We start from the raw sequence: 15398 nt of genomic DNA, 5'->3' as shown, positions 1-15398 counted from the left end.
TATGCCTTTTAATCCCCTTATCCTACCGGATAACAGTTTGACGGACCCCTGACATCCGTCAACCCGCATTGCCTAACTTCTTCGTATTTTTGCAAAAATCAAAAACCACTATGTTCATTAAGCAGTTGTATACAGGTTGCTTATCCGAAGCAGCATATTATATAGAATCCGAAGGGGAAGCCGCTATAATAGATCCGCTGAGAGACATCGAGCCGTACCTGGAGCTTGCACATGAAAGGAACGCCTCCATCAAATATATTTTCGAGACACATTTTCATGCAGACTTCGTGTCTGGCCACCTGGACCTTGCGGCAGCCACTAAAGCGCCCATCGTGTACGGGCCTGAAACTACGACCAGTTTTCCCGTGCATATCGCGAAAGACGGCGAGGATTTTAAGATCGGCAAACTCACCGTGAGGGCCCTGCACACGCCCGGCCATACCATGGAATCCACCTGCTACCTGCTGCTGGACGAAAAAGGCGAGCCGAATGCCATCTTCACCGGCGATACTTTGTTTGTAGGCGATGTGGGCAGGCCCGACCTGTTCAGCGGAAACCTCAGCAAGGAAGAGCTGGCCGGTTACCTGTTCGAGTCACTAAAAAATAAGATCAAAATCCTGCCCGATCATGTAACGGTATATCCTGCGCATGGCCCCGGTTCAGCCTGCGGCAAAAATCTTGGCCCGAACACTTACAGCACCATCGGCGATGAAAAAAGCGGGAATTATGCCCTGCTGGCCGAAGACAAAGCCGATTTTATCAGGCAGGTGACGGACGGGCTGGCTACACCCCCGCAATATTTCCCCATCAACGCGCAGATCAACAAGGAAGGTTACGATGCCATGAACACTATCATGGAAAGAAGCCTGAAACCTTTGTCCATAAAAGAATTCAAGGAAAAGGCAGCCGAAGGCGCCGTGATCCTGGATACCCGCCACGCGAACGTTTTCACGGAAGGATATGTGCCCGGTTCCATCAGCATTGGCCTGGAGGGCCGCTTTGCGGAATGGGCGGGCAGCCTGCTGCCGTTCGACCAGCCGATGCTGCTGGTAACAGCGGCCGGGCAGGAAGAAGAAACGATCGTAAGACTGGCCCGTGTCGGTTTTGATAAAGTACAGGGTTACCTCGAAGGCGGTTTTGAAGCCTGGCAGGCAGCCGGTGAAAAGATCGACCTGATCATCTCCGTAGATCCGGACGAACTGGCCATGGACATACCCCACGACCCGAACCTGGTGGTAGTGGATGTACGCAAGCCGGCTGAATACGCGGACGGCCACATCGAAAGCGCGATCAACATGACCCTCAGCGAAATGACCGATCCTGGTACCCTCGCGGACCTGGACGATCATATGAACCTGTATGTTCACTGCCAGGGCGGTTACCGCAGCGTGATAGCCTGTTCCATCATGAAACGCGAGGGCATTCACAATCTCCGCAACATCAACGGCGGCTTTGGCAAAATGAAAGACCAGAAAGGGCTGACCGTGGTGCAGGAAAAAAATATCTTGAACTAAGCTTTTTCATTGAATACTGGAAAACGCCGGAAACATTGTTTCCGGCGTTTTTTTATGCCCCCTTCTGATTCAGGTCGTTGTAAATCAATTATTTACAATTCTTCCCCCGTAATACTGCTACCTAACAATAGTCGTAAAGCCTTACTGCTACTATGTTAGAGTAGGGATAAGGCATATATGTCCCATAGATATCCCATATATATCCCATAGATAAGGCATATCTATAAGATATGCCTTATCTATGCTTTATCTATGCTTCATCTTTGGTTTATTTATACTATATCCTGAAAACACGACAGTATTACCAGTACTTGGAGAAGGCGGTATCTATCTGGTAAATATCTATCTGGTAAAATAGAAAAGCAGGAAGTTCACGGGAAGGGTTTTCAATTGACCATATATTCCAACCGGCCACTTCTTCTTTTTTGCTGCGATAATTCCGCTGCCGCCTGCACGCTTTGTCAACCTTTATGTAATAGTTTGCGGTTAAAACACATATAAATTTATACACTTACATTTTATATTTGTTATTGCATAAATTGTTGCTTAACAATTAATTAAAGGCAGAAATAATTGTCACTTAGGCCGGAATTGGCTAAATTCCTATAAAATTCTAATCATATGAAACAACGCAAACCCATTTTGCTCGCCTTGTTCCTGTTGGGGATGGGCGTGTTCCTTTACGCTTGTAAGCCAAGCGATGCAAAGCTTCAGAAGGAAGTGAATGATAAGCTGTCCACAGCCGCCCCCGGCGTGATTGCGGAAGTAAAGGGAGGCGTTGCTACCCTCAGTGGAGAAGTGATGGACGATGCCGCCAAAACCACCGCTGAAGATGCCGCCAAAAGTGTAAAAGGCGTTAAATCCGTTGTGAACAACGTGATGCTGACCCCGCCCCCTCCGCCGCCCGCCGCCCCGGTGGCCATCAACCCTGACGACATCCTGAAATCCAGCGTGGATTCAGCCATCAGCGCAGCAGGCATCACCGGAGTGACCGCCACCATTGCAAACGGCGAAGTAACCCTCACCGGCACCATCAAAAAAGCGGACCTGCGCAAAGTGATGCAGGCAGCCAATGAAGCCAAGCCGAAAAAGGTGAACAACAAACTCACCCTGCAATAAGCGCCGGCTTTTCAATCCACCATTAACCTTAAAAAAGTACGAACATGGCATTACAAGATAAATACGCGGAACTCGTTCAGGCGGCCAACAGTGGCGGCGTTACCGGTTTGCAGGTAGCAGAGCAGAACGGCGTGCTGTACGTAACGGGCACAGCTCCGTCCTCAGCGGTAAAAGACCAGATCTGGGGCATTTACGAAAAGCTGGATCCTGAAATGCGCGCCGGAGACCTGGTGCTGAATATTTCCCTGGCCGAAGGCGCCGAACAGGAATATGAAGTGCAGGCAGGCGACAATCTGAGTAAGATCGCCAAAAAATACCCCGGCCTCACCTGGCAAAAGATCTTCGAAGCAAACAAAGACAAAATAAAAGACCCCGATATGATCCAGCCCGGCTGGAAACTGAAGATACCTTCGGCATAACCTGGTCACGTATAAAAACAAGACCCCGGCTGCATTAGCCGGGGTCTTTTAATTTCTTTTATTCGTCTCCATTCTCAAACTCGTACTCCGCTTTGTATTCATGTTTCCAGCGGCGGTGGCTCCACACCCACACTTCGGGTTGCTCGCGGATATTTTTTTCAAGGTATTTTACAAACTCTTCCGTGATGCGGCCCACCGGCTCTTCAGCCGGATTCTCGAACGCGAGCTTAAGTACCGCTTTGTAATACCCTCTTTTCACTTTGCGCACATCCGCGAACACTACAGGAATGTTGTACCGGCGCGCGCTCATTTCCGGACCTTTATAAAAAGCGGTCATCTTGTTCAGGAACGGATACCAGTAACAGCGGCGCGGGTTACCGGGGTTCTGATCGGCTACGAGGCCCAGCAGGTATTGTTTCCCGATCCAGGGGGCCATACCGTTGCGCATATCGTTCGCGGGTATCAGTACAGAGCCGAATTTTTCCCGGAAGTGCCTGAACATACGGCTCACCGCGGAATTGCTGATGGGCATGAACACGACAAGGAAAGAATAATCCACCCCGTTCTTTGCAAAAAGGTTCGCCCACTCCCAGTTGAAGTTATGCCCGAGGTGAAGCTGCACGCTGCGGCCTTCCGCATAAAGTTTGTGAAAAATAGAAAGGTCGCATTCAAAACGTTTGTCCAGCGATTTGCGGCTCATCGTCAGCAGCTTGATGGTTTCTACCATCATGTCCGTCAGGTTGCGGTAGTATTTGCGGGCCAGCCGCCTGAGTTCTTTGTCTGTTTTTTCGGGAAAAGCCTGGTGAAGATTTTCCAGCACCACCTGGCGGCGGTATCTGAATATATGGTACACGAGCACGTAAAGCCCGTCGCTGATGCGGTAGAGCAGCCACAGGGGGAGAATGGAAATGCTGTAACAGAATGCCAGTAGAATATAATACATGAATCGTTTTCTCTTTTAGAACTACAGGATAATATTCTCCACGAGGTCGCTTTTGTATGGATAATCCGTGTTGTAATGCAGGCCCCTGCTTTCTTTGCGGAAGGCGGCCCCTTTCACGATAAGGTACCCGGCGGTGATCAGGTTGCGTAGCTCGCAAAGCTGCGGCGAAACGGCCGTTTCCTTGTAAAGCGCTTCCGTTTCAAGATGCAGTATGTCCAGCCGGCGCATGGCGCGCTCCAGGCGGACGTTTGTGCGTACGATACCCACGTAATCGCTCATGATCTGTTTCAGCTCTTTCAGGCTTTGTGTGATCAGGATCATTTCACGGGGGGCGTTTGTACCCAGCGTATTCCAGTCCGGCACATTTTCCTTGAAGCTGATCGAATCGATCACCTTTACGGCGTCCAGGTAACAACGGTGGGCAAATACCATGGCTTCCAGCAGTGAGTTGGAGGCGAGGCGGTTTGCGCCGTGAAGCCCCGTGCTGGCGCACTCGCCGGCCGCGTAAAGGTTCCGGATGGAGGTATGGCCATATTCGTCCGTTTTGATGCCGCCGCAGCTGTAATGGGCTGCAGGCGCTACGGGGATCATGTCCTTACTCACATCTATGCCGATGGATTTACATTTTTCGTAGATGTTCGGGAAATGGTGGACAAACTTCTCCATGTCCATATGCCGGCAGTCGAGGTATACGTGCTCGGTACCGGTGATCTTCATTTCGCTGTCTATGGCGCGGGCCACGATGTCGCGGGGGGCGAGGCTGAGGCGTTCATCGTATTTGTGCATGAAGTCCTCGCCGTTTTTGTTGCGGAGAATGCCGCCATCGCCGCGCACGGCTTCCGTGATCAGGAAGGAAGGACTTTCCCCGGGCTGGTACAGCGCGGTGGGATGGAACTGGATAAACTCCATGTTCTCGATCCTGCCTTTGGCGCGGTAGACCATGGCCACACCGTCTCCCGTGGCGATCACGGGATTGGTGGTAGTGCGGTATACCTGCCCGTTGCCGCCCGTGGCCAGTAAAGTGAGCCGCGACAATATCTTTTCGATCTTATTGGTCTTGAGATTAAGGACGTACATGCCGTAACATTCTATGTCCTGTGTGGATTTGGTAACGAGGTAACCAAGATGGTGCTGGGTGATGATCTCCACCACGAAGCAGTGGGTGATGAGCTCGATATTTTTTTTGCGGCGGATAGCTTCCAGCAGTGCGCGCTCTATTTCGCGGCCGGTCACGTCTTTGTGATGGATCACGCGGAACTCGGAGTGACCGCCTTCCTTACCAAGGGCATAATCCCCGTCCGGCGACTTGTCGAACTGAGCGCCCCAGGAGATCAGCTCGTTCACACGATCCGGCCCTTCTTTTACCACTATCTCCACCACCTGTTCGTTGCAAAGCCCATCGCCCGCAATCAGCGTGTCTTCGATATGCTTTTCAAAGCTGTCGTTCTCGAGGTCATTCACCACGGCTACGCCGCCCTGTGCATATTTGGTATTGGTTTCGTCTTCCCGGGTTTTGGTAATGATGGTTACCTTTTTATCCGGACATTGCTCGGCCACTTTCAGGGCGTACGTGAGCCCCGCAATTCCTGAGCCTACTACCAGGAAATCTGTTTGATGCATAGAACATCAAAATTAGGCAATTATACCCGTTTATTTAACCTTTACGAAGGGGACATTCCGCGCCCTGCCCAGCGACACTTTAAAGCCGGATATTTTGTTCTGCGCATCCCGCTCGAAGTACACCGGCCCATAGGGGCTGTCAAACCCGTCCCGGTAAAGGGGCGTGAGCTGGACTTTTTCATCAGGCTTCTGTATCGCCCAGATGGCGGTACCTTCCACTTTCACGGTTACACGCGAATCGGCTTCCTCGGAGTAATATTCGCCGGCATAGCGGGCCGCGGCGCCTTCGTTGATATTGGAGAATTCAACGGATTTATACTGTAGGCTGTCGCTGTTAGGCGTCACCACTACGATCTGGCCTTCGGAAAACAGAAGGTTGGCGCCGCCAGGGGTTTTGAAGGTATTGTTCGCGGTTGCCTGCAAAGGCGTGGAGCCAAACAGCAGCTTGCCGTCTTTCGCGGATAATTTCACACCCTGGCCGTCCAGGCTGCGTTTGTACCAGCCCGTATAGGTCCGGAGGGTTTCTTCCGTTACTTTAAAAGAAGCGGCGGCAGCCGGTTTTTTGGCAGCGGGCGGCTCAGGCACGAAGATGTTGCGCACCACGGCCTGGGCGGCGGTGGAATCCCTGTCGAAGGCGGAGGTATTGCTCAGGAAAGCGAACACCAGTCCAAGTTTCGGGAAAAATTCCAGGTTGGCGCGGTAGCTGGCGGTGGCGCCGCTGTGCACGATGGCATCCTGGCCGTTGAACGGGCCTACTACCAGGCCTGCCGCGTAGTTGTGAGGGCGGCCGTTATTGAAATTGTTAGTTTTGATCTGTTGAGGGTAAAGAGAAGGAGAGCCGAATTTCCCGCCGCTGTAAAACTCCGTCCATTTGATAAGTTCTTCGGCGGTGGTGAGCAGGCCGCCCTGGCCATACACGCTTTCGTTCGGCATATCGTTCTCAAACCCGTCTTTAGCGCGGGAATATGCCATGGTACGGCCGGGCACCAGCAGCCTGTAGCTGGAGCGCCATACGGTGAGGGGCATACCGGCGGGGCTGAAGATCGCGGGGCCTGAAAATTCGGAGAGTTCTTTTCCGCTCACGCGTTTCACCACGATCGCCAGCAGGTTGTAATTCGAGTTGCTATAGATGTACTCCGCGCCGGGCACATTGTTCAGGGTCTTCTGCCTGATCATGATGGCGAGGGCGTCATCGTTGTTATATCCTTTTGTGCCGCGCGGCCAGCCGCTCAGCGAGGCCATGCTTCCCCAATCCTTCAGGCCGCTCGTATGCTGCATCATCTGGCGCAGCGTGATGGGAGCGCCGTAATCCGGCAGCTCGGGAACGTATTTATGTACATCGTCTTCAAGGGAAAGTTTGCCCTGCTGCTCCAGCAGCAGGATGGCGGCGGCGGTGAATTGTTTGCTCACGGAGCCGGCTTCGATGAGGGAGGTGGTGCTCATGGGGATGCCATGCTCCAGGTCCGCCATACCCCATGCTTTTGAAAAGATCACTTTACCGTTCCGGCTAATGGCCATTTGTGCGCCGGGGCCATCGGGTTTGTATTTCGCGAATGCAGCTTCGATGCGGGTGAGCGTATCCTGCCAGGTTTGCGCGTAGGTTACAGAGCCGGAAAAGGCCGCCAGGAAGAGGAGAACAAATCTTTTCATGTTAAAAGCGGGTTTCTATAAATGTAAAAAGTTATTTCGCGGTTTTCAGGTGCCGCAGGCTCCCGTCTACGATCATCCACTGCGCTATGCCATAGGTAAGCATCACGAGGATGCCGCTCCCAGGAAAGGGCGTAAGGAATTTTTCTATAGCCAGGATGGAATCCGATAACACAAACAGTAAAGCGCCCCCGATGCAGAGCCTTCCGGCCTTGCTGCTGTTCAGCCCGAAAGCGCGCACGGCGGAAAGGAACATCAGCGATATCACGGCAGTGTAAACGATCACGGCTGGTTTCATATCGCCGAGGTTCGCGACGAGCCGCTGTACTAACCTTACCGCATATATGATGATCACCACCAGTACCGCGCCTTCTTTCCAGCCGGGTTTTGGTTTGGGCTGAACGGTCAGGAAAAAGCCGGTGTACAGGAGGTGCGCCGTCAGGAAACTCACCAGTCCCGCGATGAAATAATGCGGGAAAAGCAGGAATACGTCTCCGGACCAGGAGAATATGATGGCGGCTAAAATGAAATTTTTGCTGCGGTGAGGCAGGCAGCCTGCCTGGGACCATCCGTAGAAGCCCAGCAGGATCATGATCAGTGGTTTTGTGGCGAATCGGGCATAGGGAATGTCAAATGCTATCACACACAAATCGGCCAGCAGTATGAGGAAATATAAGGCTCCCCAGTGTTTAGGTTGCATACGCTTGTGGAATTCGGCAGGCAACATACGCTGTTTTTAATTAGTGAGCAATACATAAAACGTTGTACCCTTTGCCGGGGGGCTTACGACTTTAAGCTGACCGCCATGCGATTGGATAATTTGCTGCGAAAGGCTCAGCCCGATGCCGGAGCCTTTCTTTTTGGTGGTAAAGAAAGGAATGAAGATCTTTTCCATCGCTTCCGATTCTATGCCGGGCCCGTTGTCCGTGATCTCTATCACGATCTGCTGTGCGTTGCCCAGGGAACCTTTTACGTGAATAAAAGGTTTATCTGTATGTTCCAGCGCGTCCATCGCGTTTTTGATCAGGTTGATGAGCACCATCTGCAATTGCGTTTCGTCCGCGTGTATTTCTATATTATCCGGCGAAACGTGCGCGCGGTAAGAGATACCGGCCGCTTTCATATCCGCCAGCAGCAGGCTGCTCACGGACTGTATCAGCTGCTTGAGGTTGAGGGTGGTGAATTGCGGTTTGGGTAAAGTGGTGTAATCGCGGTAAGCGTTTACGAAGTTCATGATGCCTTTGCTCCGGCTTTCGATGGTTTCCAGCGCTTCTTTCAGGTCTTCGAAGGCTTCCACCTGGTCTTCGGCGGGCTGGATGTCGTGCTGCACGATTTCCTGCATGGTTCCTATCAGGCTCACGATGGGCGTTACGGAATTCATGATCTCGTGGCGGAGGATCTTGGTCAGGTTCTGCCAGGCTTCCAGTTCTTTTTGTTGCAGTTCCGCGTGGATGTTCTGCAAAGAGATCAGCTTCACCAGCCTTCCCTGCAACCGCACGGTGGCGGCGTGAATGGATAGCTGCTGGCCGTTTTGGGTGGCATACAACGACTTATGCCCGGCGGGCAGTTGCATTAAAAGCCCGGCGAGATCGGGATGGGCGTTTTTTAATTCGTCCAGGTAACGGAGGCGGTAGATGCCCATCAGCCGGAATGCCGCGGGATTGATCAGTTCTATCTTCCCGTCGGAGTCAAAAGACAACACGCCGATGCTGATATGCTGAATGATGGTATCGATATATTTCAGGTTCGCCTCTCTTTCCGCGCGCGTTTGGCGGAATGCTTCCAGCACTTCGTTGAACTGGTGGTTGAGGGCGCTGAAACTCTTTCCCAGCTTATTGTCCGCGCTGAACCGTATGGAGAAGTCTTCGTAGCGGATCGCTTCCAGGAACAGCGTGAGTTTCCTGTTCACCCGGTTCAGGTAATAATACAGGTTAAGTATCTGTGCAATGAGGAAGGGCACCAGCAGGATAACGACCAGCGGGAATCCGTTCCACCACAGCCAGCAGCCGGCCATGATCGTAACGATCAGTACCACAATGCGTAAAAGGATATTGAGGCTAAACCGGTTCATCAGAGATTATATTTTTCCATGCGCCTGTACAGGGCGGCGCGGCTCAAACCCAGCTCCTTTGCAGCGTCCGTGATATTTCCATTGCATTTTTTTAAAGCCTGGGCAATCATGTTGCGCTCCATTTCCTCGAGGTTGAACCCGGTGTCCAGCGATTCGGTGGCGGTGTTCGTTTTTACAAATACATCTTTGGGCATGAGGGTTTTGCCCTGGCAGAGGATCACGGCTCTTTCGATGGCGTGCTGCAGCTCGCGGATGTTTCCCGGCCAGTCGTATTTCTCCAGCTGTGCGATCAGCGTTTCATGGAGGAATGCCACGGGGCGGTTATATTTTTTGCGGTAAAGACCCAGGAAATATTCGGCCAGCGGCACGATGTCTTCGCGTCTTTCCCGCAGCGGGGGGAGTTGTATTTCGATGGTGTTCACCCGGTACAGCAAGTCCTGGCGGAACAGCTGCTGGGCAGCCATCTGGTTGATGTTCCGGTTTGTTGCGCAGATCAGGCGCACGTCCACGTTCTGCGCTTTGTTGGAGCCCACGCGGGTAACGGACCTGTTTTGCAGTACGGTGAGCAGTTTGGCCTGGAAGGGAATGGAGATGTTGCCGATCTCGTCCAGGAAAATGGAGCCGCCGTTCGCTTCTTCAAAACGGCCGCTGCGGTCTTCGCGGGCATCGGTGAAGGCGCCTTTGACGTGACCGAACAGTTCGCTTTCGAAAAGCGTTTCGCTGAGTGCGCCGAGGTCCACGCTCACGAATGATTTTTCGCGGCGGTGGCTCAGGGAATGGATATGCCGGGCGAGCAGGTCTTTACCAGTGCCGTTTTCGCCGAGGATGAGGATGTTCGCATCCGTTCCGGCCACGCGCGATACGGTTTCCATCACTTCCTGCATGGCGGGGCTGTCCCCGATCAATACATTATCCGTATGCAGGGTGGCGCCGCCGGCTTTCTTTTCCTGTTTAGACTGGTGGGTTTGTACGGCTGTCTGCAGGGTAGCGAGCAGTTTATCGTTTTCCCAGGGTTTCAGCACAAAATCCACCGCGCCCGCTTTGATGGCGCGCACGGCCATTTCCACATCGCCGTAGGCGGTGAAGAGCACGACAGTGGCTTTGGGATTGATATCAAGAATACGGTCCAGCCATTCAAAACCTTCCTTGCCGCTGCTGAGGTCGCGGGTGAAGTTCATATCCAGCAGGATCACGTCATATTCAAAATTGCTGACCAGGTAGGGGATCTTTTGCGGATTTTTTTCGAAATCCACCTGTGCAAAATGGCGTTTCAGCAGCAGGCGCGCTGCCCGTAATACATCTACATCATCGTCTACGATCAGAATTTTTCCTTGCTGGGTACTCATGTGGGTAAAAATTAAATGCTTGGTTAGCGATATGCTGCAAAAACGTTTTTCCGGCCGTTTACCGGGCATATCTGCAATAAACAGAATGTTTTGCAAACGGCATACTGCAAAACGTATTCCGGCTATGTGCCGGAAGCAGGTTCAGATGAGTGCCGGAATGGTCCAAAACCGGCCCGGGAGCAATATTAAACAAAGATTTTATTGCCCGGCTGGATTTTTCGCAGGGGCGGGGCGTCCGGTGAAATGTCCGTATTCGGACACCGCCTGTCCGCTTTGGAACAGGGGCGGACAGGGCTACTGGCTTACGGTCCGCCATGGTGGGGCTTTTGGCGAATTGGCACGGCTTGGCACATGGATTGACTTACGGGGGACAGCAATTACTAACATGGACAGACAACTCAAAAAGAAATTCTGGAACAAACAAAGGATATTCCTGTTCGGAGGCGGTGGCGCCCTGGTGCTGCTCGTGCTGTGGAGCTTTATTTTCGCGGACAAACGGAGCAAGCTGAACGTGGAAAAGGACAAGATCACTATTTCTCCCGTTACCAAAGGTTCCTTTGACGAATACATCGCCGTGACGGCGGTGGTGCACCCCCTGAAAACCATCCGCCTGGACGCCATCGAAGGCGGTTATGTAGCCCGCAAATTCCTGGAAGGCGGCAGTATGGTAAAAAGGGGTGATTCCATCCTTGCCCTTGAAAACCAACGGCTCATGATGGACTTCGTAAACCGTGAAACGGAAATGTACCGTCTTATCAACGAACTTCAGAATACCCGCCTCCGCCTGAAACAGGACCGTTTTGCCCTGGAAAAGACGCTCAGCGACCTTGATTACCAGGTGGACCAGGCCAAAGACCTTTACGACAGGAATAATAAACTGTGGAAAGACAAAGTGGTGGCCGAACAGGAGTACCTGAAAACCAAAAGGGAATACGAACGCCTGGTACGCCAGCGGCAGATCGAAGTGCAGAGCCAGGAATACCAGCTGGACAATGCCCGTACCCAGATCATCCAGCTGGAAGGCACCATTGCCCGTACCCAGCGGAACCTGACGCTGATGAAGGACAACCTGAGCAACCTGGTGGTACGCGCCCCGGTGGACGGGCAGCTTTCTTCCATCAACGTGGAAGTGGGTACCAGCATCCAGGCCGGGCAGAACATTGGCCAGATAGACGATATGAACGGGTTCAAGATGCGCGCCGAAGTGGACGAACATTATGTGAACAGGGTATTCGCCGGCCTGAAGGCCAGTTTTGAATTCAACGGCACCGCCAATGAAATGGAGATCACGAAAGTGTACCCCGAAGTAAAGAACGGCCGTTTTGAAGTAGATATGAACTTTGTGAAAGCCGCACCAGAGGGCATCCGCCGCGGACAATCCTCTCCTATCCGCCTCGAGCTCGGGAAATCTTCCGAAGCATTACTTTTGCCTGCGGGCGGGTTCTTCTCTGATACCGGCGGCAACTGGGTATATGTAGTGGAAAAAGGCGGCAGCCGAGCCATCAAACGTAAAATATCCCTGGGCCGGAAAAACCCTGTATACTTCGAAGTGCTGGAAGGCCTCAATGTAGGCGACCAGGTAATCACCTCAACTTATGAGAACTTCGGGGATAAGGAAGTATTAGAATTTTAACCCGCTCACCCATCCAATCACTAACAAACTACAACAATGATCAGAACAGTCAACTTACAAAAGCTCTTTACTACGGAAGAAGTAGAAACAACGGCCCTCAACGGCATCAACATGGACGTGCAGGATGGTGAGTTTGTAGCCATCATGGGGCCTTCAGGCTGTGGTAAATCCACCCTGCTGAATATCCTTGGCCTGCTGGACAATCCCAGCCATGGCGAATATCATTTCTGGGACAAGGAAGTAGCCCGCATGAGCGAGCGCCAGCGCGCGCAGTTGCGCAAGGGGGCTATCGGCTTCGTATTCCAGAGCTTTAACCTGATAGACGAACTGACCGTTTTCGAAAACGTGGAACTGCCGCTCCTGTACCTGAAAGTACCCGCCGCTGACCGTAAAAAAAGAGTGGAAGAAGTGCTGGAGCGCATGAATATCATGCACCGCCGCAACCACTTCCCGCAACAGCTTTCCGGTGGCCAGCAGCAGCGTGTGGCGATTGCCCGCGCAGTAGTGGCAAAACCCAAGCTGATCCTCGCGGATGAACCGACCGGTAACCTGGATTCCACCAACGGTGAAGAAGTAATGAAACTCCTCCAGGAACTGAACGACGCCGGCACCACCCTCATCATGGTGACACACTCCCCCTACGACGCAGGTTTTGCACACCGCATTGTGAACCTGTTTGACGGTAAGGTGGTAACTGAAAACATCAAGGAACAATTTCACGTATAAATAAACGCCGCTTCATGTTTCGTAATATTAAAGTCGCATTCAGGACGCTTTTCTCGCAGAAGTTATACGCCTTCATCATCGTTGTGGGGCTGGCTATCGGCCTGGCTATCAGTACGCTGCTGCTTAGCTGGGTGCAGGACGAGCGGAGTTTCGACTCCTTTCATTCGAAAGGGAAAGATATTTACAAAGTAAGCAGCCAATTCATGAGCGGCACCAAATTGCAGAACTGGGAGGCTACACAGGCAGCCATTGGCCCGCACGCGAAAAGTTCGGTTCCCGGCGTGACAGATATGGTGCGCATCGCACAGGCCTGGGACCTGTCCAAATTCGAAAGCGGCGGGAAAACTTTTTATGAAACGCAGGTCGCTTATGTAGACACGACTTTCTTCACCGTATTCGATTTCCCTGTCCTGAAAGGGAGCGCCTTCCCGAACAATACCTCCATCGTACTCACGGAATCTACCGCGAAAAAATATTTCGGTAACGAAGAGCCTCTTGGAAAAGTGATCACGGTAGAACGGGAATTCCAGTTCATCGTAAGCGGCATCATTGCGGACATGCCACGCAATTCCAGCATCCGGTTCGACATGCTGGTGCCGATAAAATTGCGCAATGACAATTACCAGTCCGGTTATTGGAAATCCATGAACGACGACTGGGGCAATTTTTACGCTTCCACTTACCTGCTGATGCAGCCGAATCCGGACATTGCAAAGACCAATAAGCTGCTGGGTGAAGAATGGGTGAAAGGAAGCCCGAACGAAAACACGCAGAGCCGCGGATACTCCATTCAGCCGCTGAGAGATGTACATCTTTACGAGGTCACCGGTGAAGAAGGGCTGATGAAAATAGTACGCATCTTTTTTCTCGTTGCCATTGTGATATTGCTTATTGCCGGCATCAATTATGTGAACCTGGCTACCGCCCGCGCACATCAGCGGGCTGTAGAGATCAGCGTGCGCAAGCTGATCGGGGCGAACCGCTGGCAGCTTTTCCGCCAGTTCATGACGGAGTCTTCCATTGTATTCGTACTTGCGGTCATTCTTTCCGTATTCCTGATGTGGCTGCTGCTGCCGTTCTACAATGAGCTTACCGGTAAAACCACCGGTTTTAACGAAGTAAGCGGTCAGATACTGCTGATATTACTGATCAGCAGCGTGGTCATGTTATTGCTGGCAGCGGTTTATCCCGCGTTCCATCTCATGCGTTTTAATCCCATCCAGTCGTTGAAAGGCAAAGCGGCCATGAGCGGCGGCATGTTCAGGAAAACGCTGGTCGTGGCGCAGTTCTTTATTTCCATTGTGCTGATAGGCTGTACACTGGCCATAGGTATGCAGCTGAAATATATCAACAGCAAACCGCTCGGTTACAATAAAGATAACCTGCTGACCTTTTCCGCGCGCAACATGCAGGACCACCCAGAGGCTGTGAAAGACAGGCTGGGAAAGATCCCCGGCGTGAAAGCGGTATTTTTCGGCAACGCAAATATCACCGCTCTGGGCAACAGCACCAGCGATACGGACTGGGAAGGCAAAGCCCCGGAAATGAGCCTCAACATCAAACACATCAGCGTGGACGAAAACTTTATGCCCGCCATGGAAATGAAAATGAAGGAAGGCCGGATGTTCCGTGGGGGTAAAGCCGATTCCACCAGCTACATCCTCAACGAGGAAGCCGTTAAAGTAACAGGCTTAAAAGACCCTATCGGCAAACGTTTTAAACTCCTGGACGTAGACGGCACGATCATCGGTGTGGTGAAAGATTTTCACATCGGCTCGATGCATGACAAGATCCCGTCGGTTATCATGCGGTACAGGCCCAGTAGCTGGAAACTGTATATGAAAACCACGGGAGAAAATACACCGGCCATCATAGCAGCCGTCGGGAAGATATGGAAAGAATATAATCCTGAATATCGCTTCGATCATGAGTTTGTGGAAGATACTTTTATGCAGCTGTACGACCAGGAGACACGCACCGGCAAACTGTTCACATGGTTTGCGGGCGTAGCTGTTTTCCTGTCGTGCCTGGGATTGTTCGGTCTCGCAACTTTCACCATCCTGCAGCGCACCAAAGAGATCGGCATCCGCAAAGTGCTGGGCGCTTCCGTTGCAGGCATCGTCCGGCTTATAACAAAAGACTTTCTGAAACTGGTATTCATCGCCATCCTGCTGGCCACTCCGCTTAGCTGGTACGCCACGGACCAATGGCTGCAGGGCTATGAATATCGTACCAATATACCCATATGGGTTTTCCTCGTGGCAGGAGCGGCAGCTGTATTGGTGGCCATCGTCACCATCGGCACCCAATCCGTAAAAGCCGCGCTGGCAAACCCTGTGCGCACCCTGAAAACTGAGTAG

At 52.2% G+C, this 15398-nt stretch carries 12 protein-coding genes; 6 read left to right on the top strand and 6 right to left on the bottom strand.

All coding sequences use genetic code 11. From position 1 onward, the window contains the following. The first annotated feature begins 110 nt into the window (after positions 1-110). The 3 genes from EG028_RS16150 (at position 111) to EG028_RS16140 (ending at position 3052) form a co-directional block, all read left to right on the top strand. Complete coding sequence (locus EG028_RS16150; RefSeq protein ID WP_120517588.1) at positions 111-1514, top strand: MBL fold metallo-hydrolase; 1404 nt, start codon at positions 111-113, stop codon at positions 1512-1514. A 621-nt stretch (positions 1515-2135) separates the two neighbouring features. Beyond that, on the top strand, positions 2136-2633 hold the full coding sequence (locus EG028_RS16145; RefSeq protein ID WP_241559154.1) for a BON domain-containing protein: 498 nt from the start codon (positions 2136-2138) through the stop codon (positions 2631-2633). A gap of 44 nt (positions 2634-2677) precedes the next feature. Next, positions 2678-3052, top strand: a complete 375-nt coding sequence (locus EG028_RS16140) for a LysM peptidoglycan-binding domain-containing protein (protein ID WP_120517585.1) — start codon at positions 2678-2680, stop codon at positions 3050-3052. A 58-nt stretch (positions 3053-3110) separates the two neighbouring features. On the opposite strand, the gene EG028_RS16135 is transcribed toward EG028_RS16140, so the two are convergent. The 6 genes from EG028_RS16135 to EG028_RS16110 are packed head-to-tail and all read right to left on the bottom strand — an operon-like array spanning position 3111 to position 10679. Then, positions 3111-3995 (bottom strand): lysophospholipid acyltransferase family protein, encoded by an 885-nt coding sequence (locus EG028_RS16135; protein ID WP_120517584.1) that lies wholly within the window; start codon positions 3993-3995, stop codon positions 3111-3113. 21 nt (positions 3996-4016) lie between these two features. Next, positions 4017-5615, bottom strand: coding sequence for an L-aspartate oxidase (nadB, locus tag EG028_RS16130; protein WP_120517583.1), 1599 nt, complete (start codon positions 5613-5615; stop codon positions 4017-4019). A gap of 30 nt (positions 5616-5645) precedes the next feature. Beyond that, positions 5646-7265: a serine hydrolase domain-containing protein gene (locus EG028_RS16125; protein WP_120517582.1), complete on the bottom strand. Its 1620-nt coding sequence runs from the start codon at positions 7263-7265 to the stop codon at positions 5646-5648. 31 nt (positions 7266-7296) lie between these two features. Beyond that, positions 7297-7962 carry a lysoplasmalogenase gene (locus EG028_RS16120; RefSeq protein WP_162946547.1) on the bottom strand — a complete coding sequence of 222 codons (666 nt, stop codon included), beginning with the start codon at positions 7960-7962 and terminating at the stop codon, positions 7297-7299. A 36-nt stretch (positions 7963-7998) separates the two neighbouring features. Next, a complete protein-coding gene (locus tag EG028_RS16115) occupies positions 7999-9333 on the bottom strand; it encodes a sensor histidine kinase (protein WP_120517580.1) in 1335 nt (444 codons plus the stop codon). Further along, a complete protein-coding gene (locus EG028_RS16110) occupies positions 9333-10679 on the bottom strand; it encodes a sigma-54-dependent transcriptional regulator (RefSeq protein WP_120517579.1) in 1347 nt (448 codons plus the stop codon). The genes EG028_RS16115 and EG028_RS16110 overlap by 1 nt, the downstream gene beginning before the upstream one ends. Positions 10680-11064: 385 nt before the next feature. Here EG028_RS16110 and EG028_RS16105 point away from each other — a divergent pair, with 385 nt between their 5' ends. Genes EG028_RS16105 through EG028_RS16095 form a run of 3 tightly spaced genes read left to right on the top strand, consistent with a single transcriptional unit; the run spans position 11065 to position 15398 of the window. After that, positions 11065-12312, top strand: a complete 1248-nt coding sequence (locus tag EG028_RS16105; RefSeq protein WP_120517578.1) for an efflux RND transporter periplasmic adaptor subunit — start codon at positions 11065-11067, stop codon at positions 12310-12312. Between the two features lie 36 nt (positions 12313-12348). Further along, on the top strand, positions 12349-13038 hold the full coding sequence (locus EG028_RS16100) for an ABC transporter ATP-binding protein (protein WP_120517577.1): 690 nt from the start codon (positions 12349-12351) through the stop codon (positions 13036-13038). A gap of 14 nt (positions 13039-13052) precedes the next feature. Next, entirely contained in the window at positions 13053-15398 is a 2346-nt protein-coding gene (locus EG028_RS16095) for an ABC transporter permease (protein ID WP_120517576.1), read from the top strand.

The sequence above is a fragment of the Chitinophaga barathri genome, from assembly GCF_003807585.1.
GTDB classification, from domain to species: Bacteria; Bacteroidota; Bacteroidia; order Chitinophagales; family Chitinophagaceae; genus Chitinophaga; species Chitinophaga barathri.
The sequence above is the reverse complement of the archived record's forward strand: the minus strand, read 5'-3'. Positions and strand labels throughout refer to the sequence as shown.